General features: G+C 43.3%; 17 protein-coding genes. 10 read left to right on the top strand and 7 right to left on the bottom strand.

Annotated features, from left to right (window positions below; all coding sequences use genetic code 11):
• Window positions 1-44: 44 nt before the first annotated feature.
• Window positions 45-2,102, bottom strand: a complete 2,058-nt coding sequence (locus ACFSTG_RS12600; protein ID WP_380753405.1) for a multicopper oxidase domain-containing protein — start codon at window positions 2,100-2,102, stop codon at window positions 45-47.
• 282 nt (window positions 2,103-2,384) lie between these two features.
• Between ACFSTG_RS12600 and ACFSTG_RS12595 the strand changes: the two genes are divergently transcribed.
• Window positions 2,385-4,070, top strand: a complete 1,686-nt coding sequence (locus ACFSTG_RS12595; RefSeq protein ID WP_380753402.1) for a formate--tetrahydrofolate ligase — start codon at window positions 2,385-2,387, stop codon at window positions 4,068-4,070.
• Window positions 4,071-4,494: 424 nt separating this feature from the next.
• On the opposite strand, the gene ACFSTG_RS12590 is transcribed toward ACFSTG_RS12595, so the two are convergent.
• A complete protein-coding gene (locus ACFSTG_RS12590) occupies window positions 4,495-4,938 on the bottom strand; it encodes a DUF2267 domain-containing protein (protein ID WP_380753399.1) in 444 nt (147 codons plus the stop codon).
• 278 nt (window positions 4,939-5,216) lie between these two features.
• Here ACFSTG_RS12590 and ACFSTG_RS12585 point away from each other — a divergent pair, with 278 nt between their 5' ends.
• The 8 genes from ACFSTG_RS12585 (at window position 5,217) to ftsH (ending at window position 13,546) form a co-directional block, all read left to right on the top strand.
• Window positions 5,217-6,674 (top strand): RimK family protein, encoded by a 1,458-nt coding sequence (locus tag ACFSTG_RS12585; RefSeq protein WP_380753396.1) that lies wholly within the window; start codon window positions 5,217-5,219, stop codon window positions 6,672-6,674.
• On the top strand, window positions 6,671-7,903 hold the full coding sequence (locus ACFSTG_RS12580; RefSeq protein ID WP_380753393.1) for a carboxylate-amine ligase: 1,233 nt from the start codon (window positions 6,671-6,673) through the stop codon (window positions 7,901-7,903). Before ACFSTG_RS12585 ends, ACFSTG_RS12580 begins: the two co-directional genes overlap by 4 nt.
• A 27-nt stretch (window positions 7,904-7,930) precedes the next feature.
• A complete protein-coding gene (locus tag ACFSTG_RS12575) occupies window positions 7,931-8,635 on the top strand; it encodes an N-formylglutamate amidohydrolase (protein ID WP_380753390.1) in 705 nt (234 codons plus the stop codon).
• A gap of 89 nt (window positions 8,636-8,724) precedes the next feature.
• A complete protein-coding gene (locus ACFSTG_RS12570; RefSeq protein ID WP_380753387.1) occupies window positions 8,725-9,792 on the top strand; it encodes a hypothetical protein in 1,068 nt (355 codons plus the stop codon).
• 14 nt (window positions 9,793-9,806) lie between these two features.
• Window positions 9,807-10,262 carry a YbhB/YbcL family Raf kinase inhibitor-like protein gene (locus ACFSTG_RS12565; protein ID WP_380753384.1) on the top strand — a complete coding sequence of 152 codons (456 nt, stop codon included), beginning with the start codon at window positions 9,807-9,809 and terminating at the stop codon, window positions 10,260-10,262.
• Window positions 10,259-10,453 (top strand): hypothetical protein, encoded by a 195-nt coding sequence (locus ACFSTG_RS12560; RefSeq protein ID WP_380753380.1) that lies wholly within the window; start codon window positions 10,259-10,261, stop codon window positions 10,451-10,453. The genes ACFSTG_RS12565 and ACFSTG_RS12560 overlap by 4 nt, the downstream gene beginning before the upstream one ends.
• An 11-nt stretch (window positions 10,454-10,464) precedes the next feature.
• Complete coding sequence (locus tag ACFSTG_RS12555) at window positions 10,465-11,499, top strand: zinc-dependent alcohol dehydrogenase family protein (RefSeq protein ID WP_380753377.1); 1,035 nt, start codon at window positions 10,465-10,467, stop codon at window positions 11,497-11,499.
• A 133-nt stretch (window positions 11,500-11,632) separates the two neighbouring features.
• Window positions 11,633-13,546, top strand: coding sequence for an ATP-dependent zinc metalloprotease FtsH (gene ftsH, locus ACFSTG_RS12550; protein WP_380753373.1), 1,914 nt, complete (start codon window positions 11,633-11,635; stop codon window positions 13,544-13,546).
• A gap of 69 nt (window positions 13,547-13,615) precedes the next feature.
• Here ftsH and ACFSTG_RS12545 read toward each other — a convergent pair whose 3' ends face one another.
• Genes ACFSTG_RS12545 through ACFSTG_RS12525 form a run of 5 tightly spaced genes read right to left on the bottom strand, consistent with a single transcriptional unit; the run spans window position 13,616 to window position 23,334 of the window.
• On the bottom strand, window positions 13,616-14,029 hold the full coding sequence (locus ACFSTG_RS12545) for an OsmC family protein (RefSeq protein ID WP_380753369.1): 414 nt from the start codon (window positions 14,027-14,029) through the stop codon (window positions 13,616-13,618).
• 18 nt (window positions 14,030-14,047) lie between these two features.
• On the bottom strand, window positions 14,048-15,106 hold the full coding sequence (locus ACFSTG_RS12540) for an NAD(P)-dependent alcohol dehydrogenase (RefSeq protein WP_380753366.1): 1,059 nt from the start codon (window positions 15,104-15,106) through the stop codon (window positions 14,048-14,050).
• A 3-nt stretch (window positions 15,107-15,109) separates the two neighbouring features.
• Window positions 15,110-18,037 carry a 1,4-alpha-glucan branching protein GlgB gene (glgB, locus tag ACFSTG_RS12535; RefSeq protein WP_380753363.1) on the bottom strand — a complete coding sequence of 976 codons (2,928 nt, stop codon included), beginning with the start codon at window positions 18,035-18,037 and terminating at the stop codon, window positions 15,110-15,112.
• The gene (gene treS / locus ACFSTG_RS12530) at window positions 18,030-21,344 is read right to left on the bottom strand and encodes a maltose alpha-D-glucosyltransferase (RefSeq protein WP_380753361.1); all 3,315 of its coding nucleotides are present in this window, start codon (window positions 21,342-21,344) and stop codon (window positions 18,030-18,032) included. The genes glgB and treS overlap by 8 nt, the downstream gene beginning before the upstream one ends.
• 10 nt (window positions 21,345-21,354) lie before the next feature.
• Window positions 21,355-23,334 (bottom strand): alpha-1,4-glucan--maltose-1-phosphate maltosyltransferase, encoded by a 1,980-nt coding sequence (locus ACFSTG_RS12525; RefSeq protein ID WP_380753359.1) that lies wholly within the window; start codon window positions 23,332-23,334, stop codon window positions 21,355-21,357.
• Window positions 23,335-23,532: 198 nt separating this feature from the next.
• Here ACFSTG_RS12525 and treZ point away from each other — a divergent pair, with 198 nt between their 5' ends.
• Window positions 23,533-25,344, top strand: coding sequence for a malto-oligosyltrehalose trehalohydrolase (treZ, locus tag ACFSTG_RS12520; RefSeq protein ID WP_380753356.1), 1,812 nt, complete (start codon window positions 23,533-23,535; stop codon window positions 25,342-25,344).
• The last annotated feature ends 64 nt before the right edge of the window (window positions 25,345-25,408 follow it).

Genomic DNA, 25,408 nt, shown 5'->3' with positions numbered 1-25,408 from the left:
CCTGTCTTTTCGACAACCGCTTTGTTTTCAAGGTCTGAATAAAGTTATTGAGCTATGATCAATTTTTCATATGACCTGCCGTCATTGGTGCTTATCTTACATATATAGGTAGAGGCAGGGAGTCCTGCCCTGTCAAATAAAACCTCATAGTCACGGTTCGCAGTTATGGCTCCGCTAAATGGAGTGGCAACCACTTTTCCTGAAAAATCATGGATCTGGATCAGCACTTCTGAGTTATTCCTGAAACTGAATCTGATCCTGGTGACATCCCGTACCGGATTTGGAGCGATCTCCAGTTTTTCAAGAGGTTCTGCGGAAAGATCATTAATAAAAATGGTATTGTCTACGCCGGCAATTTCTTCGGTTTTCTTGATGACTTCAAAGGGTCTCATCATATCGAAATCTTCGTGTGAAAGAATGTGGCAGTGCCAAACATACAGGCCTTCCCTGTCGAACAGGGCCTTTACACGCGTCACTTCTCCCGGTAAGACGATAAAAGTATCCTTTCTTCCCGCATTTTCTTCTGAAGGAGGTTTGGGTTGCCCAAGGAGCTGAATAGAGGAGGGGTCACCTTCCACAAATTTCCTGGTATTGAACTTCTGGGTGTTGATCACCTGGAAATGAACCAGGTGCAGGTGTATGGGATGGGCATCTGCAGTAGTATTATAGATCTCCCATTCCTCCACGGTGTGTAATTCCGGTGTTTCGGTCACCGGTTCGGTAAATTCAAGTCGTCCTTCCTCGGCGGTCCCTAACATAGGTTTTAACCTGCCATATTCATCTGTCCCTTCGAAAAGTACCAGTTGACGGGTGTTTATTGCTTCCCCCACTTCAAATTCCGCAGGGCGTAAGGATTGGGGTATTATACTGTTATCAACCTCACCTTCTTCCATTTCCAGAACTACTTTAAAGGCCATAATCTGACCGCTGGTGCGTGGGTTGGCGGTTTCTCCATATGGAAAAGGAGACCGAGCATTGTTTTTAAGGATAAGGGTTTGTCCATCAATTGCAGGATCTGAAAAATCAACGATCACATCAAGCCTTTCGCCCGGCCCTATTAGAAGTCGGTCTCTCAATATTGGTGCATCCAACAAACCGCCGTCTGAGCCAATCTGATAGAAATCGACTCCCGGAAGAAACAGGTCGTAAAAGCGGGAATCTGATCCATTCAGTAATCTTAACCTGTATTTGCGAGGTTCTACCTCCACGTAAGGCCAGGCCTTCCCATTTACGAGAATAAAATCCCCAAACATTTCAGGCAGCACAGTAACCTCACTGTCAGGTAAGTGATGTTCAAGGGGATCTTCGAGATATTCCTGCTCATAAGGATAATAAAGCTCCCCATTATCATAGAATCTGCGATCCTGAATTACCAAAGGGATCTCATAATTGTCTGAAGGAAGGCCAAGGTTTTTTTCCCAGGTATCCCTGAGAATATAGAATCCTGCCAGTCCTGCATACACATTTAACCGGGTGATCCCTAAAGTGTGGTCATGGTACCAAAGCGTAGCCGCCTCCTGATCATTATGATAGGTAAAAAGACCATTATTTTCATAAAATTGTGGTCCCGTTTCCATAAACCCCGGGGTGTACCAGGCTTCAGGATGGCCGTCACTTGCAGCTTCAGAATGTCCTCCATGCAAGTGGGTAATAGTAGGGATGCCGCTTAGTTCTTTAACTTTGTGCCCTTCTTCTCCCATGATCTTACCGGCCCAATGAATGGAGGGATCAATCCTGAAAAGGTGGTTTTCAAGAACATTTCCTTTGGGAAGATCATTGATCCATTTCACCTGGATCTGCGTATCACTGAAGGCTTCAATAGTTGGCCCCGGGTAACTGCCGTTATAACCCCATACCAGTGGCTCAAATTCTGTAGGTTCCGGGTCAGATAGGGTAGAAGGGTCATAAACGCCAAGCCCCTGCCTGAATTCAGATAACGTCATGACATGATAGGTGCCGGAAAGTGTTTCCGGAAAAGGTAAGGCATTCACAAACTTAGGTTGTGATAAGGGATCGAGTTCCACCTGTCCTGTACAAGGAATAATTGAGGTCAAACTAAGTAAAAGGAAAATTAAACCACCGCGAAGTAAATAATGTTTCATAATAAAAAGAATTAAGAGTTTATAAAAACGGGGGAGTTGCGGGGGAAGTAGACACTAATCTAGGAAGGGCAGACAAAATAGATCATGATTATGATCATAAATATAAGGAATTAATAAGTTAATTATCAGTCATTTAAAACTATCATGTAATATTTTTCACTTTACCAATTTTTCCGGTATTCCTGACTGTCGTCATGCTTTTTTAGCTTATTATTCACTTATTTTGAGTCCGAAATCCGAAAGCTAATCCACAATAGTATATGTGGGGAAAATCGAAGTAATATGAAAAATACCAAACCTCTAACTGATCTTGAAATTGCCCAGGAAGTAGAACTTCTACATATTGTAAAAATAGCCGAAAAATTAGGCCTTGATTCCGAAGAAATTGAAATGTACGGAAAGTACAAGGCTAAGCTGCCTCTCAACAGAATAGACAAGGAAAAGGTAAAACAAAGCAATCTTATATTGGTTTCAGCGATCTCCCCAACCCCTGCAGGCGAAGGAAAAACTACTGTATCTATTGGCCTTTCTGAGGCTCTTAACCGCATAGGAAAGAAAACCACAGTGGTTCTGAGAGAGCCCTCTTTGGGCCCGGTCTTCGGAATTAAAGGAGGGGCGACCGGTGGTGGATTCTCCCAGGTGTTGCCCATGGAAGATATCAACCTTCATTTCACCGGAGATTTCTCTGCTATTGAAAAAGCTCATAACCTGCTTGCAGCATTGGTAGATAACAATCTGCAAAGCAAAACCAATAATCTCGGCCTCGATGCACGTACTATTTCCCTGAAGAGGGTAATGGATGTAAATGACAGGGCTCTTCGGAATATTGTAATAGGACTTGGAGGTACAGGGTCTGGGATCCCTAGGGAAAGTGGTTTTGATATCACTGCTGCTTCAGAAATAATGGCCATACTTTGCCTTGCTGAAGATCTCGAGGATCTTAAAAAACGCCTCGGAAATATTTTCATTGGCTACACCTTTGACAGAAAGCCAATCTTTGCCCGTGACCTGAAGGCCGAAGGTGCTATGACTGCTTTACTTAAAGAAGCCATAAAACCAAACCTGGTCCAAACCATTGAAGGGAATCCTGCCATAATCCATTTAGGGCCCTTTGCCAATATCGCACAGGGAACCAACTCGGTGATCGCCACCAGGATGGGAATGAGTCTTTCTGATTATACGGTGACCGAAGCAGGTTTTGGATCTGACCTGGGAGCTGAAAAATTTCTGGATATCAAATGCCAGAGTGCAGGGCTTTCTCCCAAAGCGATCGTTTTGACCACAACCATCAGGGCTTTGAAATACCATGGAGGTGCCGCGCTCAACACGCTTACTACTCCAGACGTAGAAGCTCTGAAAAGAGGTTTGCCAAACCTGGAAAAACACCTTGAGAACGCAAGGTTATACAACATCACCCCTGTGATCGCCATCAACAAATTTACAAGTGATAGCGACGAAGAGATCGAAGTGATCAAGAAGCTTGCTGAAAAAATGCAGGTCAAGGTTGCCGTAGCCGATGGTTGGGCAAAAGGAGGGGAAGGAGCCATTGACCTTGCTGAAAAGGTTGTGGAAGTAGTGGAACAAAGTTTAGGGGAATTTACTCCTTTATATGACTGGGATATGGATGTGATATCGAAAATAGAGACTATAGCAATTAATATTTACGGGGCAGAAAGGGTAGAATTTGGACCCAAAGCAAAACGGGACCTTAAGAACATCTCAAATCTGGGACTTGACAACCTTCCTGTATGTATAGCGAAAACCCAAAAATCTTTTTCAGATGATCCATCCCTGTTGGGACGACCTACAGGTTTTACCTTAAATGTGCGGGAAATAGAAATAGCTGCAGGAGCAGGATTTTTAGTTCCTATAACCGGAGACATGATGCGTATGCCGGGATTACCTTCGCATCCTGCATCAGAGAATATTAATATAGATAATGAAGGAAATATTTCGGGGCTGATCTAATAGAGCAAGATCTATATCCTTCAAGGGGCGGAGTTTTGGCTGAAACTCCGCCCTCCTTTTTTTGTACAACAAAATAAGCAGGTACTTTGTGGTACCTGCTTATTTGAGAATTTAAACCCTTATGTAACTGTATACGGAAAATATTACTTCCCCGGCAAGCTAAACTGGCGTTCTCTTTCTCTCAATTTCAATGATTCAAATGTAATTTTTGCCCCCCAGTAAAAATTACCTGATCATCGATTTCGAAAATTTACTTATCAGATATTTAATAATTTATCTGATGGTTGATGATATCAAAAGTATAAGATATTTGCCAACTTCAAAAAATCTAATAAATGATTAACAGAAGTTTATAACATGCCCTTAAAATTATGAAAATTTTTCACCCAGGTGTTAGATTAAATGCAAATAGCTCATACTCAATTTATTTCACAAGGTCTTTTAAGTCCTTTGGCATCTGGTCTTTTAAATGCAGTAACTGGCTTTCGTGCATAAATCTCTTAAGGGAATGTATGGTGATGGCAATGATCTCCTCGGTTGATTTGTTCCAGGGAAAATCTTCTTCCCCATATTGACGTTGTACTTTCTTCACCTCATTTTTCATTTCCTCCAGGCTGCTAAAAGTTTTAGGAGGTTTTTCAGAGAATTTCCAATCCTCTACATAGATCCCCTTGAAGATCATAGGTAGGGGAGCTATCAACTGAAAAGATTCGCCCATGTGAATACGGTCTCTTACCGTATGCATCACTGCTCTCCAGATCGTCAACACCCTTTCTTTTTCGTCTGGATGCCCAAGTTCTTTTGCCAGGTAATTGAGGTACTCATGTGCATCTTTTGCAAACTTCTCGAAATGCAGATTACTTCCCATAATTTATTATTTTTATGTTTCTTCTTCTACGGAAAATTAAGTTTTCCAAAGCTGTTCCAACTAATTTTAAAATTTTTAGGTTCAAGAAATTAATCAATAAATTTCATTTAAAGAAGTATTTTAACCTGTTTTAAGTGTTTGATTTTTAATAAATTAAAAGTAGGCTGCAAGGCTTATAAAGCATTTAAGGGATCTATCAAAAAGTAATTTTATATGATATATAATTTTAACCAACCGAAGGAAATTTCATCTAAATTTGATCAAATTTCTAATGCCCGATGAATAAATATTTAGTAGTAAATAAACCCGAAGCCTGGATGTTGCCGCTGGAGAATCTTGAGATAATTTCTGCCCGGGATTATTTAACCAATCCTAAGTTTTCCCAACTCAAGAAAGCAAGGATATTTAATTTATGCAAAGATTACTCCTACCAGTCTAAAGGATATTATGTTTCCCTTTTAGCTGAAGCCCGGGGCCATCTTGCTATTCCTACGGTTATGAACCTGGTAGACCTCAGGGAACCTAAACTGGTAAAGATCGTTTCAGATGAATTTGATGACCTAATTCAGAAAAGCCTGAAAGTCATTAAGTCTCCTGAGTTTACCCTGAGCATTTATTTTGGACAGAACGTGGCTCAAAAATATAAAGAACTAAGTGCCATGTTCTACAGGCACTTTCAGATCCCTTTTTTGAGGGTACGATTTCAGTATACCAACAAATGGCATATCAAGTCCATAAAAGCCCTTTCTGAAGCCGAGATCCCTGAAGAGCACAAAGAGCTTATGCGTGACTTTGCACTTCAGTATTTTGCTAAAAAAAGATATGATACCCCCCGTAATACCAGTTATGAATACGATTTGGCCATCCTGGTACAACAAAATGACCCGGCACCGCCAAGTAATCAGAAAGCCTTGAAAAAGTTCGCTGAGCTGGCTGAAAAAATGAATTTCTATGTTGAATTTGTTTCTCCGGCCGACCTGTCACGCTTATCTTCCTTCGATGCGCTTTTCATTCGCCAGAGCACCGAAGTGAATAATGAGGCTTATGCTTTTGCACGTAAGGCTCAGCAGGAGGATATCGCCATAATTGACTATCCCGATGCTATCCTGAAGTGTTGCAACAAGGTTTTTATGGCTGAAGCACTTGAAAATGCGGGAATCCCAACGCCCAAAACTATTATTGTACATAAGGATAACAAGAATATGGTGATCAAAAAAACCGGATTGCCCCTGGTATTGAAATCGCCCGATTCTACCTTTTCTTTTGGTGTAAAGAAAGCTGAAACTCAGGAAGAGTATGAAGAGTTGGTGAGTGCCATGCTAAAGAAATCTGAGCTGGTGATCGCGCAGGAATTCTCCCCATCAGATTATGACTGGAGAATTGGCATTTTAGACGACAAACCATTTTTTGTTTCTAAATACTATATGGCCAAAGACCACTGGCAGATCTATAACTGGGATGCCAGGAAAAAAGATGACCGTGATGGAAATGCAGATTCTTTACCTATTGAGGAAGTGCCTGCAGAAATAATGGATGTTGCGTTACGGTCGGCGAAGATAATGGGAAAAGGTCTGTATGGAATAGATATTAAGGAGGTGAACGGGAAACCATTGGTCATTGAGATCAATGACAATCCCAACATTGATTTTGGGGTGGAAGACGGTTTTTATGGAGATAAGGTGTACATTGAGATCCTCACTGCCCTAAAGAATCGTTTGGAAAAGAAATTGGAATGAGCTACCACCTTTTTGAAGTTTACGGTATAGAGCTGGAGTACATGTTGGTGCACAAGGCAGATCTTAAGGTCAATCCCATTGTAGATCAATTAATGATAAAAAAGCACGGTTCCCTTGTATCAGATGTTGAGAACGGGGAGATCGAGTGGAGCAATGAGCTGGTGGCGCATGTAGTGGAAATGAAGACCAACGGTCCCACTGCAGATCTTGACCAGCTGGGGGATTTATTCGCTGAAAATGTAAAGGAGATGAACAAGCTTCTTGCAGATCTCGGTACTCAGTTGCTTCCCACTGCAGCACATCCCTTAATGCATCCCGAAACCGAAATGAAGCTGTGGCAACACAACTACAGCAGGATATACGAGCTTTACAACCGTATTTTTGACTGCAGGGGTCATGGCTGGAGCAATGTGCAGAGCATGCACATCAACCTGCCTTTCTATGATGACACTGAATTTGAACGTCTGCATGCGGCAGTGCGACTACTTCTGCCTATTATACCCGGGCTTAGTGCCAGCTCTCCGGTCTTCGAAGGTAAATTTACCGGGTATAAAGATGCCAGGATGCATGTTTACAAGACCAATCAAAAGGAAATACCACAAATGACCGGTAAGGTCATCCCCGAACAACTTTTCAGCAGAAAAGAGTATTTTGACGGGATCTTTGAACCTATTAACAAAGCAATACGGCCCCATGATGCCGGGAATATCCTGGATCACCATTTCCTGAACTCCCGCGGTGCGATTGCCAGGTTTGACAGGAACGCTATTGAGATCAGGGTGATCGATATTCAGGAATGTCCTGCTGCAGATGTCGCAATTGCTGTCTTTATCATCGGGGTTCTGAAATTACTGGTCAGTGAGGAGCTTATCGCGCTGGAAGATCAGAAGAAATGGCATGAAAATGACCTTTTCGAGATCTTTGATGAAGTGATTAAAGATGCTGAAGATACAGTGGTAACCAATGAAGCTTTCCTTGCTGTTTTTGATATTTCACCTTCGGCAACTGTTGGGGAGATTTGGAAGAAATTATACTTCCTGGTGCGTGATACTATTTCTGAAACGCACAGAAGTATTATTGAAACCATTCTTGAACAAGGAAGTCTTTCCACAAGAATATTAACAGCCTTGGGAGAAAATCCTTCCGAAGAAAAAATACTGGAAGTATACAAGGACTTGGGGAGGTGCCTGCAGGAAAACAGATTGTTCGATGCAAAACCCTCATCGTAATCTTGGAGAATCTTTAAAAAATAAATTTTGAGACTCATCCTTACATGTGAACACGCAGGTAACGGGGTTCCTAAAGAATACCGCCACCTTTTCACCGGAGCCCGAAAGATCCTGGATTCCCACAGAGGTTATGATCCCGGCGCCCTGGATCTGTTCAAGGAACTTCGGAAAATAGCATTTTTTGACAAATTTCATACTGTGAGCAGGCTTTTGGTAGAACCCAATAGATCCTTACACCACCCACAGTTGTTCTCCGAATTTAGCCGGGACCTTACCGAACCGGAAAAAGCTAAACTGCTGGAAAAGTTTTATTTCCCCTACCGGGATTCTGTCGAAGAAGAGATAAGGGAAACCATTTCTGGCGAGGAAGAGGTCCTCCATTTATCTGTACATACCTTTACGCCGGTGCTTGCCGGGCAGGTTCGCAACGCTGATATCGGGTTGCTTTATGATCCAAAAAGAGCAGGAGAAAAGGAGTTTTGCACGGCGTTCAAAAAAGCGATCGGCGATCAGGATCCCGACCTTCAGGTGCGTTTCAATTACCCTTACCGGGGCACTGCCGATGGTTTCACCACCTTTCTGCGGAAAAAGTTTTGGCAGAATTACTGCGGAATTGAAATAGAGGTGAACCAGAAATTCACCAAAAGAAACCTGATGAATAACCCTATCAAAAATACCATCTTTAAAGCCCTTTCTGAAGTACTCCCGTGCAGTAAATCTTCCGAAGAATAAAAGGAAGCATTCTCAAATTACCGTTAATTATCATTTTAGCCTGTAAAAAAATGCCGTAAATTTAAGATGCACTACACTGATCTTTCGGCATGAACCAGCACGGGCAAATTAATCTTGAAACCATAAGTACTTCCAGAAAGGTAGCTTTTTTAGAGGACCGGAAGAATTACCCGGAAAATCCAGCCAGGATTGAGACCAAAGAGACGCACATGTCCTATCTTTTTCTTACTCCCTTATTTGTTTATAAGCTAAAGAAACCGGTAAAAGTAAATACGATAGATTTCACTACTCCTGATGCCCGAAAGTTCAATTGTAATGAGGAAGTCCGGCTGAATAAAAGCCTGGCTCCGGATGTTTATATCGGGGTTGTCGCCCTCAAGTTGAAAAATGACCAGCTATGTTTTGACGCAGAAGGGGTTACCATAGACTGGCTGGTCAAAATGCAACGTCTGGATGAAAACTCTATGCTTGACCGGGCTATTGCAATGGATACAATCGATCCCGAATTACTGGAAAAAGCCGCTGTTAAACTGGCACTATTCTATAAAGAAGCTCCTGCCGTAGATATGGATCCAAAAGAATACCGGAAAAAGCTGGAAGAAAGGATCACCATAAACCATAGGGAGTTGATGGATCCTGACTTTGAACTGCCAAAGGACCTTCTCAGGAAGGTCTACAAAAGACAACTTCTATTCCTTAACTCGAAAGCAGGGATCTTTGACCAAAGGCTGAAGGAAGGTAGGGTCATCGAGGCCCATGGCGATCTTAAACCCGAACATATTTGCTTAAGAAAAGATCCCGTGATCATTGATCGCCTTGAATTCAGTAAAGAGCTTCGTATCCAGGACTGTGCCCAGGAACTGGCATTCCTGGCAGTTGAATGTGAACTACAGGGAAGTGAGGAAACCGGAGCGATATTTTTTGGTAAATATGAAGAGCTCACCAATGATTACATCCCGGTTTCCCTGAAGAATTTTTATAAGAGCAAGCAAGCCGCCCTTCGCACAAAATTTGCGATTTGGCATTTAAAAGAACCACAATATCGTGAGGATGAAAAGTGGATCAAAAAAGCTCATAAATCTCTCGCCCTTTCAAAAAAATATGCTGAACTTCTTAACTTGAACATGGCTAATGAGCCTGAAAATAATAATGTGTAATCAATAGAAAAACTATGGCAGTATCAAGATTAACAGTTGAAAGTCCCGCTTTTGATCATGAACAAATGATCCCCCAAAAATATACCTGTGATGGGGAAGATATTAATCCCCCTTTGAAGATCACGGGAATTCCCCCTGAAGCAGAAAGCCTGGTGATCATTGTTGAAGATCCCGATGCGCCCAATGGTATCTGGGACCACTGGCTGGTTTGGAATATCCCTCCTTCAGAAACGATCGCTGAAAATACCCTGCCGGGGGATGAAGGGATAAATTCATTTGGACGGCATGACTACGGTGGACCTTGTCCGCCTTCGGGTACCCACCGCTACTTCTTTAAAGTATATGCCTTGAAAACAAGTCTCAATCTAAAAGAAGGCGCCAAAAAACAGGTCCTGGAAAATGCCATGAAAAAGAACATCATTGCTGAAGGGGAATTAATCGGACTTTATTCTAAAAACCAAAGATCATGAAAATCAGATTTCAGGAACCTACAGATCCACCTAAAGAGCCGGCGATCACACCACCAGAGGAACCGCCTACAACTGTACCGCCGGAGAAACTTCCGGAACCTGCACCCGAGGAGCCCAATCCGCTTCCTCCAGATGTACCCGTAGAACCAAATCCTGAATTTCCTGAGGAATCACCTCTATCGGGTTTTTAATACTTAAGCTTATGAAAGCCATGGTCCTCGATAGAAATTCGTCTTTTACAACGCATGGAGGTCCGTTGAGGCTGGCAGACGTTCCCGTGCCTGAGCCAGGGGAGGGGGAGGTGCTTATAGAAACTTATGTGTGCGGAGTTTGCCATACTGAACTTGATGAAATAGAGGGCAGGACACCTCCTTCATTTTACCCGATTATTTTGGGGCATCAGGCCGTGGGGAGAATAGTAGATACGGGCCATGGAGTTAGTAAGGTCAAAATAGGGGACAGGGTAGGAGTAGCCTGGATCTTCTCTACCTGCGGAAAATGTGAGTACTGTAAGACCGGAAAAGAAAACCTGTGTGATGCCTTTCTTGCGACCGGCAGGGATGTTCATGGTGGGTATGCCGAATTCATGACAGCTCCCGAAAAATATGTCCATCCCATCCCTGAATTCTTTTCAAATGCAGCCGCTGCTCCCTTGCTTTGTGCAGGAGCCATAGGATTTCGTAGTCTTAGCCTTACCAATTTGCAGAACGGGCAGAATCTTGGCCTCATGGGTTTTGGTGCTTCCGCGCACCTTGTGTTAAAGCTGGTACGTCACAAATATCCGGAATCAAAGATCTTCGTCTTTTCAAGGAATCTCCGCGAACAGGAATTCGCTCTGGATCTGGGTGCAACCTGGGCCGGACATATTGCTGCTCCCCCTCCTGGAAAATTGCATGCCATCATTGATACCACCCCGGCCTGGAAACCTGTGGTAGAGGCCCTTGGAAACCTGGAAAAAGGAGGCAGGCTGGTCATTAATGCCATTCGAAAGGAAGAAAAAGACAAAGAGGAGTTGCTGCAGCTTTCTTACCCGGATCATCTTTGGCTGGAAAAGGAGATTAAATCTGTTGCAAATGTTACAGCCGGTGACGTGCGGGCATTCCTTCACCTTGCTGCAGAAGCCGGCATAGAACCAGTGGTTACAGAATTTCCCTTGAACGAAGCAAATGCTGCATTGAGAGAACTTAAAGAAGGAAATACAAAGGGAGCAAAAGTGTTGAGGATCGCAGATTCCTAAGTTATTCTGTTATAATAAAATCCTTCGACGAACTCCCGGGAATTTTTTGCCCTCCCCGATTAGTAATGACCAATGTCATTCCAAACTAGACCAGTTTATCTGAACTTTATAAAGACACTTTATTCAAGAACCCATGACACCGGAAAAAGATCCTCAAACCAGTTCAACACCCGGCACAAAACCAGGGTTGGGGTGGTTGTATATTATCTTTTTCGGGATATTTGTATGGCTTTGGTTCTTTAACCGGCAGCCCCCGGTGCCGGAGATCGCCTGGAATGAATTTGAAAAGGAATTATTGATCCCTGGAAGGGTGTCCCGGCTCGATGTGGTGAATAATCTTCGGGTAGAGGTTTATCTGAAAAAGCAGGAGGAAAAGGATCCTGCAGCTGAAGATACTCAAAGCCTGTTTGAACAATCAAGCCCTGCCGGTCCTGATTATTTCTTTAATATAGGTTCTGTAGAGGTCTTCCACGAACAATTGCAGCAGGCACAGGAAAAAAACCAGCTGGCAGAGCAGGTGAATGTTACCTACAGCCGCAGAGAGAATTGGGGCGGGGAGATCTTATCCTGGATCCTGCCATTGGGGTTACTCATTCTGTTCTGGATGTTCATTCTTCGCCGGTTTTCAAGTCGCATGACCGGAGAATCTTCCATGACCAGGTTTAGTCAGTCGAAGGCAAGGGTAATGGAAAAAGGGGAGGAGAGCCCCATAACTTTTAAAGATGTGGCCGGACTGGAAGAGGCAAAGGAAGAAATCTATGAGTTGGTCAATTTCTTAAAGGCACCCGATAAATACCAGCGCCTTGGGGCCAAGATCCCCAAAGGTATCCTTCTTTTGGGTCCTCCCGGAACCGGTAAAACCTTATTGGCCAAAGCGGTCGCGGGAGAAGCAGGAGTCCCTTTCTTTTCCCTTTCAGGTTCAGAATTCATTGAAATGTTTGTTGGAGTGGGGGCTGCAAGGGTGCGTGATCTCTTTAAAAAAGCGAAGGCAAAGGCCCCTAGTATCATCTTTATAGATGAAATTGATACCATAGGAAGGGCGAGAGGTGGTACCTCTTTCTTTCATGAAAGCGATGAAAGGGATAGTACCCTTAACCAGTTACTGGCAGAATTGGATGGATTTGGAACCAATACCGGTGTGATCGTACTTGCGGCTACCAACCGGGGGGACATTCTGGATCCTGCACTATTGCGGCCCGGTAGGTTTGACCGGCACATCCAGTTGGAGCTGCCCAACCTCACAGAACGCAAGGCCATTTTTGAGGTTCATATGAAACCCCTTAAACTGGGCGCTGATGTGGATTCAGATTTGCTCGCGGCACAAACCCCGGGATTTTCAGGTGCAGATATTGCGAACATATGCAATGAAGCAGCTCTACTCGCTGCCCATAAGGAACAGGAAGAAATAAACCGGGATGATTTTTTTAATGCTATTGACAGGGTGGTTGGCGGAATGGAAAAGAGGAGCAAGATAATCACCAGTGAAGAGAAGAAAAGGGTTGCCTACCATGAAGCAGGTCATGTTACCACCTCGTGGTTTTTAAAACATGCGCAGCCTGTACAGAAAGTATCCATTATTCCCCGCGGTCGTTCCCTGGGAGCCGCATGGTATTTGCCTGAAGAACACCAGATCATTACACGATCTGAGTTCTTCGATGCTCTTTGTACCATGCTGGGAGGACGCGCAGCTGAAGACCTTTTTTTTGAAGAAGTTTCCTCTAATGCGGTAGATGATCTGGAAAAAGCGACCAAACAAGCCTATAATATGATCGTGTTCTATGGCTTTAGCAAAGAACTTAAAAACCTGAGTTTCTACGATTCTACCGGAAAAATGAGCCAATCCCTTCATAAACCCTATAGTGAGAAAACCGCGGAAAAAATTGATGAAGAAGTACAGTCCCTGATCAATATGGCCTATGAGAAAACCAGTGAGATCCTCACTTCGCACCGGGAACAGTTGGAACAACTGGCAAATGAACTCATACAAAAAGAAACCCTTCAAAAAGAGGAGATAAGTAAGATCCTCGGAGAGAAGAAAAGAATATAAATATTACAGGTTTATAAAAAAAGGGGAAATTCCAATGCAGGAATCTCCCCTTCAACTTAATCACATGAACTACCCGTTTAGGGTTGTTTCTATAGTTATTTCAGCTTTCAAAAGTTTTGAAATAGGACAATTTTCCTTTGCGTCTTTTACCAGTTCATCAAATTTTTCCTGTGAAATCCCGGGAACTTTTGCTTTGAGGATCAGGTGTGATTTACTTACAGTAGCATTTTCAAAGGTGATCTGGCTTTCAGTTTCCAATTCTGCAGGATTAAAATCATTCTTAGCAAGGTTGGCAGAGAGTTGCATGGTAAAACAACCGGCATGGGCTGCACCAACCAATTCTTCAGGATTTGTTCCTTTTTCATCTTCAAAACGCATTTTGAAGTTATATGGAGTATTTTCCAGGGTCTTGCTCTGGGTTGAAAGTGTTCCTTTACCCTCTTTGAGGGTTCCGTGCCAAACGGCAGTAGCTTTTCTTATCATTTTTATGGTTTAAGTTAATTAATTTTTATCTTTTAGTGACTTCATATCGATAACGAACCTGTAGCGAACATCTGAATTAAGGGTGCGTTCATAGGCTTCGTTAACCTGATCAATGTTGATCATTTCCACTTCTGACACGATATCGTGCTCTGCACAGTAATCAAGCATTTCCTGGGTTTCCCTGATCCCGCCAACCAGAGAACCTACCAGGCTTCTTCTGCTCGTGATCAAGGGGCCGGCGTGTACTGCAGAAGGTTCAGGTGGAATACCAAGTAAAACCATCACTCCATTCGTTTTCAGCATTTTCATATATTGATTATAATCATGCTGTGCAGAAACAGTATTGATGATGAGGTTGAAAGTACCTGCAAGTTTTTTTACATTTTCCTCACTGGTAGTAAGTTCAAAATGAGCAGCACCCAAATCTTCAGCGTCCTTTTCTTTTTCAGGAGATCGGCTCAACATGGTAACTTCTGCTCCCATAGAGGAAGCCAGTTTTACAGCCATGTGGCCTAAGCCCCCTAAACCTACCACTCCGACCTTATCACCTTTTTTTACGTTCCAAAAACGTAAAGGGGAATAGGTAGTGATCCCGGCGCAAAGTAAGGGAGCGACGGCATGTAGTGGCAATTTATCTGATATTTTTAAGACAAAATCTTCCTTCACAACAATGTGGGTAGAGTACCCCCCAAAAGTGTGAATTTCTTTTTCGACCCGTGACGGGGAATTATAAGTGGCAGTTACTCCATTCAGGCAATATTGTTCCTGATCTTCTTCACAGTTTTCACAGTGGCCGCAGGAGTCAACAAAACAACCTACACCTACGGTTTCCCCTTCCTTAAAACGGGTAACAGCCTCACCTGTACGTGTGATCTTGCCTACTATTTCATGGCCGGGAACCACAGGATATCTTGTACCTCCCCATTCATTACGGGCAGTGTGAATGTCTGAATGACAAACCCCGCAATATAAAATTTCGATCTCGACATCTTCGGGTCCTGGTTCCCTGCGGCTAATAGCGTGAGGCTCCAGGTCTTTTTCCGCAGCATGGGCCGCGTATGCTTTTACTTCTTTCATTTACTAATTGGTTCTTTTTAAATAGATCACTGCCATGGGTGGCAGAGTGAGGGCCAAAGAATTTTCTTTGCGGTGAGCAGGTAATGGCTGTGAATCAATGACCTCTGAATTCTTTACATCACTACCCCCGAATTTCTTATCATCACTATTGAAAATTTCTTTCCAGCTACCTTTCTCAGAAACCCCTATCCTATAATTTTCGCGGGGTACCGGAGTGAAGTTACAAATAATCAATATATTTTCTTTAGGATCTTTCCCTTTTCTGAGAAAACTAATGATACTGTTTTCTTCATCATTGATATCCACCCATTCAAAACCTTCTGAATCAAATGCCTTTTCATAAAGTGCCGGTTCAGAACTATAGATCCTGTTCAGTTCTTTAAGGGTTTCCTGTACCTGCCTGTGGGAATCTTCATTAGTAAGATGCCATTCCAGGCTGGAATCGTGGTTCCATTCCGAGGTTTGCCCAAATTCGCTTCCCATGAACAGTAATTTGGTGCCGGGGTGGGCGTACATGTAAGCATACAGGGTCCTGATATTGGCAAATTTATTCCATGTATCCCCTGGCATCTTATTCAGGATAGAACCTTTCCCATAGACTACTTCATCATGTGATAAGGGTAACATGAAATTTTCAGAGAAGGCATAATTAGAGCTGAAAGTAATAGTGTTTTGATGATGTCTTCTGTGCACCGGGTCCTTGCTGAAATATTCCAGGGTGTCATGCATCCAGCCCATCATCCATTTTTGTCCAAATCCAAGTCCCCCTATGTAAGTAGGCTTGGAAACCATTGGCCATGCCGTAGATTCTTCAGCAATGGTAATAGCATCAGGAAATTCTTTATAAACAGCTTCGTTGAATTCCTTCAGGAAAGAAATAGCTTCAAGGTTCTCTCTTCCTCCAAATTCGTTAGGCTCCCATTCCCCTTCATTACGGGAATAATCAAGGTACAGCATAGAGGCGACTGCATCTACTCGTAGCCCGTCTACATGGAACTTATCCAGCCAAAAAAGAGCATTACTTATCAGAAAAGACCGTATCTCATTCCTTCCGTAATTGAAAATATAGCTTTGCCAGTCGGGATGGAATCCTTTTTTAGGATCTGCATGTTCGTAAAGGAAGGTCCCGTCAAAATAGTGTAACCCGTGCATGTCTGAAGGGAAGTGGGATGGCACCCAGTCCAGGATAACTCCTATTCCCGCCTGGTGCAGGCTGTCAATTAACTGCATGAATTCCTGAGGTGTTCCAAATCTGCTCGAGGGTGCAAAATATCCTGTGATCTGGTATCCCCACGACCCGAAGAAAGGGTGCTCCATTACCGGCATGAATTCCACGTGGGTGAAGCCCATCTCTTTTAAATAAGCCGGCAGTTCCTTTGCCAGTTCAAGATAGCTCAGCGATCTGAAACCATCTTCAGGAACCCTTCGCCAGGAACCCAAATGTATTTCATAAACCGAGTAGGGTTGAGGCTGTTTTTCTTTTTTTCTTCTCTCTTCCAGCCAAAGTTTATCATCCCAGGTGTTTTCAAGATCCCAAACCATGGAAGCCGTATTTGGTGGTGTTTCCCAGGAAAAGGCGAATGGATCTCCTTTTTCGGCTTCATACCCGTTGTTGGATCTTATAAAATATTTATAGAGGCTTCCTTTTTTAGCGTTGGGAATAAAAACTTCCCAGATACCCGAATTGTCCCAGCGGGCTTTCATGACATTGGTATCCTTGCTCCAGTTGTTAAAGTCGCCCATTACTGCCACTTTTTCTGCATTGGGGGCCCATACTGCAAAAAACACTCCTTCTGTACCCATATATTCCATGAGGTGGGATCCCAGTTTTTTGTAGAGATGATAATGCTTTCCTTCCTTAAAAAGGTGGACATCATAATCTGTAAGCAAGGTGGCTTCCACAGGTTTATCTTTTGAGGACTTTTGTTCCTCTTTTCCCCTGGCTGCTTTTTTAGCTGTTCTTTTTACTTTTTTTACTGTTTCTGAAACTTCTTCGGGATCAGGAATTACTTTGTTTAAAAGCTCTTTAGCTTTTTCAGGTCCTGATGCTAGTTTTTCGGTAATTTTTTCTGCAGATTCCTTTACTCTATCAGCATCTGGGATAAGGTCTTTGGCCATTTTTTCCAGGTCCTGCCTGGTCTTCTCATCAGGTAAAACCTTATCTGCGATATCTCTGGCAGTAGTCTCGGCTGTTTCTTTCAGATCTTCGGAAGGGGTTGTATTTGGCAGCTTCATTTTTTCCTCTGCACTTATGGAAGGGTCCATGCGTTGGCGGCTCATCTTTTTAGGCTGCTTCTTTTCGTTCTCTTTCTCCTGATCACCCTCTTTAAGTTCTTTTTTTAGTGCAGCAGAAGTACTTTCAGACATTTTCTCCTTTTTTCCTGCTGAAGCTGCTTTTTCCGTACTACCAGTGCCCTTCTTACCAGTATCTGCGCTTGCCTTCCTCGTTTTCTTTACTTTGGATTCCTCACTGGAACCTCCGGTTTTTTTGGTAGCAGGAGCTGATACATGGGGAAGTTCCTCATCGGTTAAAGGTTCATGGAATTTTAAAGGCTTATCTGAAATCGATCCTTCTTTTTCCGCTTTATCCCTGGAGGTTGAGCTTTTTTTACCTCTTGTGTTTTTTCCAGGCAGTTCCTTCTTAGGTTTCGGGAGATTTTTCCCCTCCCCTGAAACATTTTCCTGTGTACGTATATTTCCTTTACCCGGAGATTGACCGGGTACGTCCTTCTCTGATGGCGGATTATTTTTTGCCGCCTTTTTAGGAATGGCTCCGCCTTCTGGTTTCTTTCTTTCTCCTACGCCCATGGGTCCTTTTACCTCTCCAGATCTTTCAGGGGTGGTATCAGTTTGACCCGTTTTTTTGTCCTTTTTAGGGCTAATGGGTTTCTTTTGCTCTTTATCCGCGTTATTTTCTCTTTTCTTAGCCATTTTTATATTTTCTTATAATTGATTTAATGCCCCGAAGAGGGATCAGTACCCAGTCAGGACGATTATTCAGTTCATAATTCATCTCATAGATCGCCTTTTCCAAAAGGAATGTTTCCATGAGGATCTCAAAATCTTCCTTATCTGGAGGCATAAAGTTGTTATCCCCCACATTGTCGAAATAACCTTGCAGGAACATCCTGGTAACCAGGTAATACCAGGTTTCAGCCCATTGATCAAGATCCCCTTCCTTTTTTTGCTGGTCAAATTCAGGCTCAATGATACTGCTGTAAGAAGCATAATGGAAAGAACGTACCATACCTGCCACATCACGCAGCGGCGATCTTTTAAGCCTCCTTTCACTGAATGAGCGGGCGGGTTCCCCTTCGAAATCAATGATCACGAAATCCTTCCCAGTCCATAGCACCTGTCCCAGATGGTAATCCCCGTGGGTCCTTATCTTCATGATAGGGATCTTATGGTCATAGACCCGTTTAAAACTTTTAAGCACGTCCCCTTTCATATTCAGAACTTCCTTCGCCTCGGCCTGGATTTCCTCCGGTAGGGTCTTCAGACTCTTCTGCAGGTTCTGAAAAGCATTCCTGGTTAGTGATTGTAAGGAGGAGAACAAGGAGCGTTGGTAGTGAAGGGAAAAAGGTTCATGTTCAAAATCCTTTGTCTCGGGGTGTGCCGCAAGTGCCTTGTGCATTTCTGCGGTTCTTTGCCCCAGCAGGGATATTCGTTCAGGAAAGATCACCCCCATCAATTCTTTCATGGGTTCAGAAAGGTCCTGGAAGTTCAGCGGCGTAAGATCATGATCAATTGATTCGATCTCAATGTCTTTTGGTCTGGTAAGAACTCTTTCAAAGAACCTGTTCAGGGAATCTTTGGTATAATCCCAGGCATCTCCCTGGTTTGGGATGAGATCCTGCATCATACCCAGAACAATAAGGTTCCTGGCATCGGGTTCATATTCTATGGCTCCAACAAATCTTGGAGAATTTTTATATTCGGTCTTTTCTGTCAGATACCGTGTGATCTCCATATCGGGATTAATAGTATTGTCCAGCTTCCGATATAATTTTAGAAAATATTTGTTATCAAAAATCAGCGAAGTGTTGCTTTGGTCTGCATTAAGTATCTTCGAATGTACCCTCTCTTTGGAATGTACATCAATACTGTCTTCACTATGGTAAAAGACCAAATGACCCTTTCCGCTTTTTAACCGTCTTCCTTTCTTTATGTTCCTGAATAGAACGTTCCTGAACTTTTCACTATAAACGGCATCAAATAGATATCCATCCTGTCCGTCTATCTCCAGTTTGGCAATGATACCCTTTGAGGGGATTTCCCTGAAATCATCCTCTTCTTTCATACTAATGAAGCCAAGCGGAAGCTGGTAAACCTCCGGAAGACCGTCGTTATAATTCACTTCTATGGTAATTAGTGTAGAAGGGACATCCTTGACCGGAATTTGCACTTTATTGACCACCGTAACATTCTGGATGACCCTGGATTTTCCTCCAAACCAACGACAGGTGTTCAAATAGGGGGGGAGCACCTCGTTTTCGAAACGTGCCAAAACTTTGTTTTCCACGAGTTGTTCCCATTCCTTAATTTTAATTACAGGGGTTTCTGTTTTTTCTGTGTATCCTTTCTCTTTTTTCAGCTGGAACCAGTAATATCCATGTGGTGCCATAGTGAAAAGGTAAGGTTGCTCGGTGATCCTGGGAAATTTGTTGTGGCTGAAAACCTCGACCGGAATGTATCCGTCATAAGCCTCCAGATCCAGTTCTGCTGCCTGCGGAAATCTTGAAAGGTTCCCCAGGATAAGAATATCTTCGTCTTCGTAAGTTCGGGTATAAGCAATTATCTTTGCATTACTTGGGGAAAGGAAATTAATATCTCCACGCCCGAAGGCCCTGAACTTCTTCCGCATGCTAATGATGCGTTTCATCCACCAGAGCAATGATGATGAATTCATTTGCTCTGTCTCTACGTTCACAGATTCATATTTGTAGGAAGGGTCAATAATGACCGGTAAATAAAGCTTGTGCGGGTTGGCAGTAGAGAATCCTGCATTTCTGTCGGCAGACCACTGCATAGGGGTTCGTACCCCGTCCCGGTCTCCCAGGTAGAAATTATCCCCCATTCCAATCTCGTCTCCATAATAGATCACCGGGGTTCCCGGAAGTGAAAAAAGCAGCACATTCATCAGCTCGATCTTGCTTCGGTTGTTTTCCAAAAGTGGAGCGAGCCTGTGCCTTATTCCAACGTTTATCTTTGCCTGTGGATCTTTTGTGTAAACCTTATACATATAATCCCGTTCCTCATCAGTCACCATTTCTAAAGTAAGTTCGTCATGGTTCCTAAGAAATATTGCCCACTGGCAGGATTCGGGAATATCGGGTGTCTGGTCGATAATATCCATTATCGGGTATCTGTCTTCCATTTTAACCGACATGAACATTCGGGGCATTATTGGGAAGTGGTAGTTCATATGGCACTCATCACCATCCCCGAAATATTCCGCAGAATCTTCGGGCCACATGTTCGCTTCTGCCAGCAATAGTTTATTATCGAATTTTTCATCAACATGAGCCCGCAGTTTTTTCAGAAAAACATGCGTCTCCGGTAAATTTTCACAGTTGGTACCTTCCCGTTCAAAAAGGTAAGGAACGGCATCAAGTCTAAAGCCATCTACTCCCAGCTCACACCAGAAATCAAGGACATCAAACACTTCTTTCTGGACCTGCGGATTATCGAAATTCAGATCTGGCTGGTGTGAAAAAAACCTGTGCCAGAAGTATTGTTTCGCCACGGGATCCCAGGTCCAGTTGGACGGTTCTGTATCTGTGAATATAATTCGGGTGTCTTTGTATTTGTTAGGGTCATCACTCCACACATAGTAATTGCGTTCATCAGACCCGGCAGGGGCATGACGGGCGCGTTGAAACCAGGGATGCTGATCTGAGGTGTGGTTGATAACCAGCTCTGTAATAATCTTCAGCCCCCGGCTGTGGGCCTCCTCAATGAGTTGTTTAAACATATCCAGATCCCCGTACGAAGGGTTGATGCTGTAATAATCAGCGATGTCATAGCCGTCATCACGCAAAGGAGAAGGATAGAAGGGCAGGAGCCATATGGCGGTTATTCCTAAATCCTCCAGGTAATCGAGTTTTTGGAGCAGACCTTCGAAATCTCCGATCCCGTCGCCGTTACTGTCAAAAAAAGCTTTTATGTGGAGTTCGTATATAATGGCATCTTTATACCATGTTGCCTGATCTTCTGAAAAAATTGGTTTGATCATGGTTAGATTTTTAGCGTGGTTGATTTTTGGTATCTACTTTAAAAATGTGTGCAGGAATGGCCTGCGGATGTAACTCAATATAATTCCATTCATTCTGCCATATATAGCTGGCACCGGTAAGTAGGTCTGTTACCGAATAGGAATGCTCTGGTTCAATTTTTAGTAGCTCCAGGGGCACTTGTACCCAGCCCGCCTGGTTGTGGTTTGGATCAAGGTTCACGACGATGAGTAATTTGTTCTCGTGATCCTGGTCTATTTTTGAGTACGCGATCAATTGATCATTATCTGTCGCACAAAATTCTATATTCCAGGTGGTTTGGAGGGCAGGATTTTCCTTCCTGATCCTGTTGAGGATGCTAATCACCTCCTTGACCTTTGTGTTGCGGGACCAGTCCCAGTGATAAATCTGGTACTTTTCAGAATGAATGTATTCTTCTTTTCCGGGGTATGCCTCATTCAATCCAAATTCGAAAACAGGACCGTAGATCCCGTAATTGGAGGACATAGTACCCGCCAGGATGAGTCTTATTAGAAATGACGGATCATGTTTATTCTCCAGTGATATGGGTAATATATCGGGAGTATTGGGCCAGAAGTTGGGGCGGTAATATTCTCTGACTTCAGTTTTGGTTAATTGCGTGAGATATTCTGTAAATTCTTCTTTGGTGTTCCTCCAGGTAAAATAAGTATAAGACTGGTTGAAACCTATCTTTGCCAGTTCTTCCATGACCCGCGGACGGGTAAAGGCTTCAGCAAGAAAAATGATCCCGTCATACTTATCATTGATCTCCCTGATCATCCACTCCCAGAAGTTAAAGGTCTTGGTATGAGGATTATCTACCCTAAAAATGGTCACTCCCTTGTCTATCCAGAATTCAACTATACTTTTTAGTTCCTTCCAGAGATTTTCCCAATCCTCGGTCTCGAAGTTCACGGGAAGTACATCCTGATATTTTTTTGGCGGATTCTCAGCATATTGCACGGTCCCGTCTGGTCTCCATCTGAACCACTGCGGATGTTCCTTTACATAGGGATGGTCTGGGGAACACTGTATGGCAAAGTCCAGCGCTATCTCAATGTCGAGGGCTTTAGCCTTTTTTACAAGACTTTTGAAGTCTTCCATACTCCCAAGTTCCGGATGAATGGCCTTATGCCCTCCTTCTTTGGCTCCGATAGCCCAGGGAGAACCTGGATCACCTTCTTCTGCATCAACAGCATTATTAAGACCTTTACGGTGACTGCGCCCTATGGGATGGATAGGAGGGAAGTAGACGACGTCAAAGCCCATGTCTGCAACTTCAGGAAGCACATTCTCACAGTCTTTGAAGGTGCCGTGCCTGCCTTTTTCGGGTGAGGCAGAACGAGGGAAAAATTCGTACCAGGCACTGAAAAGGGTTTTCTTTCTTTCCACTCGTAATGGCAGGATCTTTTCATATGGAAAAGCCTTAGCCCGGTCTCGTGTCTCATACATTACCCGGGAGGCAGAATCACTTAAAGCATCTGATATCGCCTGAGATTCCTTATCGTCATCCCGCAAAAGGCTGATCCAGTGTTCCAGTTTCTTTTTGTTGGATGCCAACGCCCTTGGAACTGCTTCCTCCATGAGTTCTGCCCCAATAAGAAGTTCAGTTCTAAGATTTTGCTGGGCAGCTGCTTTTTTCCTGAGGCCATCCTGCCAGGTGGTGTAGTGGTCTACCCAGGATTCTATGGTATATTCATAATCTCCGGTAGAATCAATTTTAAAGGTAGCAGTCCAGTGATCATTGCCTTTGAATTCCATTGGTAATTCCTGCCATTTTTTATCCCTGCCACGGGTCTTTTTTCTTTCCCTGTACAACAGGACAGCATCTACCTTATCATGTCCATCCCCAAATATATCGGCATGTACTTCTACTTCTTCATCTATGATACGTTTGACAGGATATTTTCCACAATCTATTTCAGGTTTTACATTTCTAATACTTACTCTTTTATGACCTTCCAACTTCATACAATTATTTTTTAATAAATCTTTTCTGATTTTACCCGGACCGAATGGTCTGTCAGGTTTTATGGTAATCTAAAACACTTAAATTTAGAGAAGTAACCAGACTTCCTTAGTTAAAAAAGTATTAAACATTCATTGAAACGCCCTTTCCTTCTTAGCTTTGAAAGTGTTTGATTTTAAAGGGAAAGCGACAATGTCACTATGGGAAAGAAAGTAGGTGCAGAATATTTGGGAGAAAGAAAATACCGTTTCAGGGTGTGGTCCCCTTTTGCTGAAAAGGTGCAGGTCATCTTAAAGGATAGCAGGAAAGTGGTGGACATGAAAAAAGATGAACGCGGATATTGGGAAGCCGAAGTCAATAATCTTTCCCAGGGTACCTTCTATAAGATTAGGCTTGATGAAGAAGAAGAGTATCCAGACCCGGCTTCACGTTCCCAACCTGAAGGTGTCCATTCCTGGTCAGAAATTCCAAACTCCTCCTATACCTTTGAAGCATCAGGGTGGAAAGGCCGTGCAATTGATGAAATGGTCATTTATGAGCTTCACGTCGGCACCTTTACTCCTCAAGGTACTTTTACTGCCATTATAAATAAACTTAACCATTTGGCGGAGTTGGGAGTCAATACCCTGGAGCTTATGCCTGTCTCGCAATTTCCCGGGGATCGCAACTGGGGCTATGACGGGGTTTATCCCTATGCACCCCAGGGCAGTTACGGTGGTGAACAGGGTTTAAAGGAACTTATTGATACCTGCCACCAAAGAGGTTTTTCTGTCCTGCTAGATGTGGTGTACAACCACCTGGGACCTGAGGGAAATTACCTTTCTCAGTTCGGTCCTTATTTTACAGACAAATATCATACTCCCTGGGGCAGTGCCCTTAATTTTGATGATGAATATGCCGATGAGGTCCGGAATTTCTTTATCCAGAATGCCTTGATGTGGCTGGAGGAATACAGGTTTGATGGCCTCAGGTTGGATGCTGTTCATGAGATCATCGACCGGGGTGCAAAACATTTTCTCAAAGAATTAAGCCAGGAGGTAGACGCACTTGAACAGAAGACCGGCTGCAGGTATATGTTGATCGCCGAGAGCGACCTGAATGACACAAGACTTATACGGGCCTACAGAAATGGAGGTTATGGCCTGGAAGGGCAGTGGGTTGATGATTTCCATCACTCCCTGCATACCATTTTAACCGGGGAGGGTGCCGGGTACTATAAGGACTTTGGAAAAATGGAATATCTGGCAAAAACCTTTAGACAGGCTTTCGTGTATGACGGGATCTACTCTACCTTCAGGAAACGTTCAGTAGGGAATAGTCCCCTTTGCTTACCTAAAACACAATTTGTGGTAAGCATTCAGAACCACGACCAGGTTGGAAACCGTTTACTTGGGGAACGCCTGTCAAAACTGGTCTCATTTGAAAAACAAAAATTAGCCGTCGGGATGTTGTTTACGGCCCCTTATGTTCCCATGTTGTTCATGGGTGAGGAATTTGGGGAGACGAGACCTTTTCAATATTTTGTAAGCCATGGGGATAAAGACCTTGTGAAAGCGGTACAGGAAGGGAGAAAAAAGGAATTTGAATATTTTCATCATGGGAAAGAAGGAGGCCACACAGATCCTCAGGCTGAAGAAACCTTTAAAAGTTCGAAAATAGACTGGGATTATAAAAAAGACACCTCCAAAATCACACTTTTTGAATTCTATAGGGAGTTGCTTCGGCTTCGGAAGGAAGGAGCTTTCCGTTTGTTTGCATCATCGCAGGTTAAAACTGAATTTAACGAAGAAAAGAAGTGGCTGCGGATAACTTCAGAAGAAGAGGGGGGAAGCTTATTCGGCCTCTTTAATTTTGGAGATGAGGTGACCTCATGGAATCCTTCCGAAACAAGTCAGGTTGAAATTTTATTTGCTTCCGCCGATAAAAAATGGGGAGGCCCGGGGACATTCGAAAATTTATGGAACCCCGATGACGGTATTCCCGCAGGTTCTTTCGTGATCTTTAAATTTTAATTAAAGCCTTTGCTGCTTTACATATTAAGAGTTAACTTTTAAGGACTTTTCTAAGGATACTTTT

The organism is Salinimicrobium flavum (genome assembly GCF_042684505.1).
In the GTDB taxonomy this organism is placed as follows: Bacteria; Bacteroidota; Bacteroidia; order Flavobacteriales; family Flavobacteriaceae; genus Salinimicrobium; species Salinimicrobium flavum.
The sequence above is the reverse complement of the archived record's forward strand: the minus strand, read 5'-3'. Positions and strand labels throughout refer to the sequence as shown.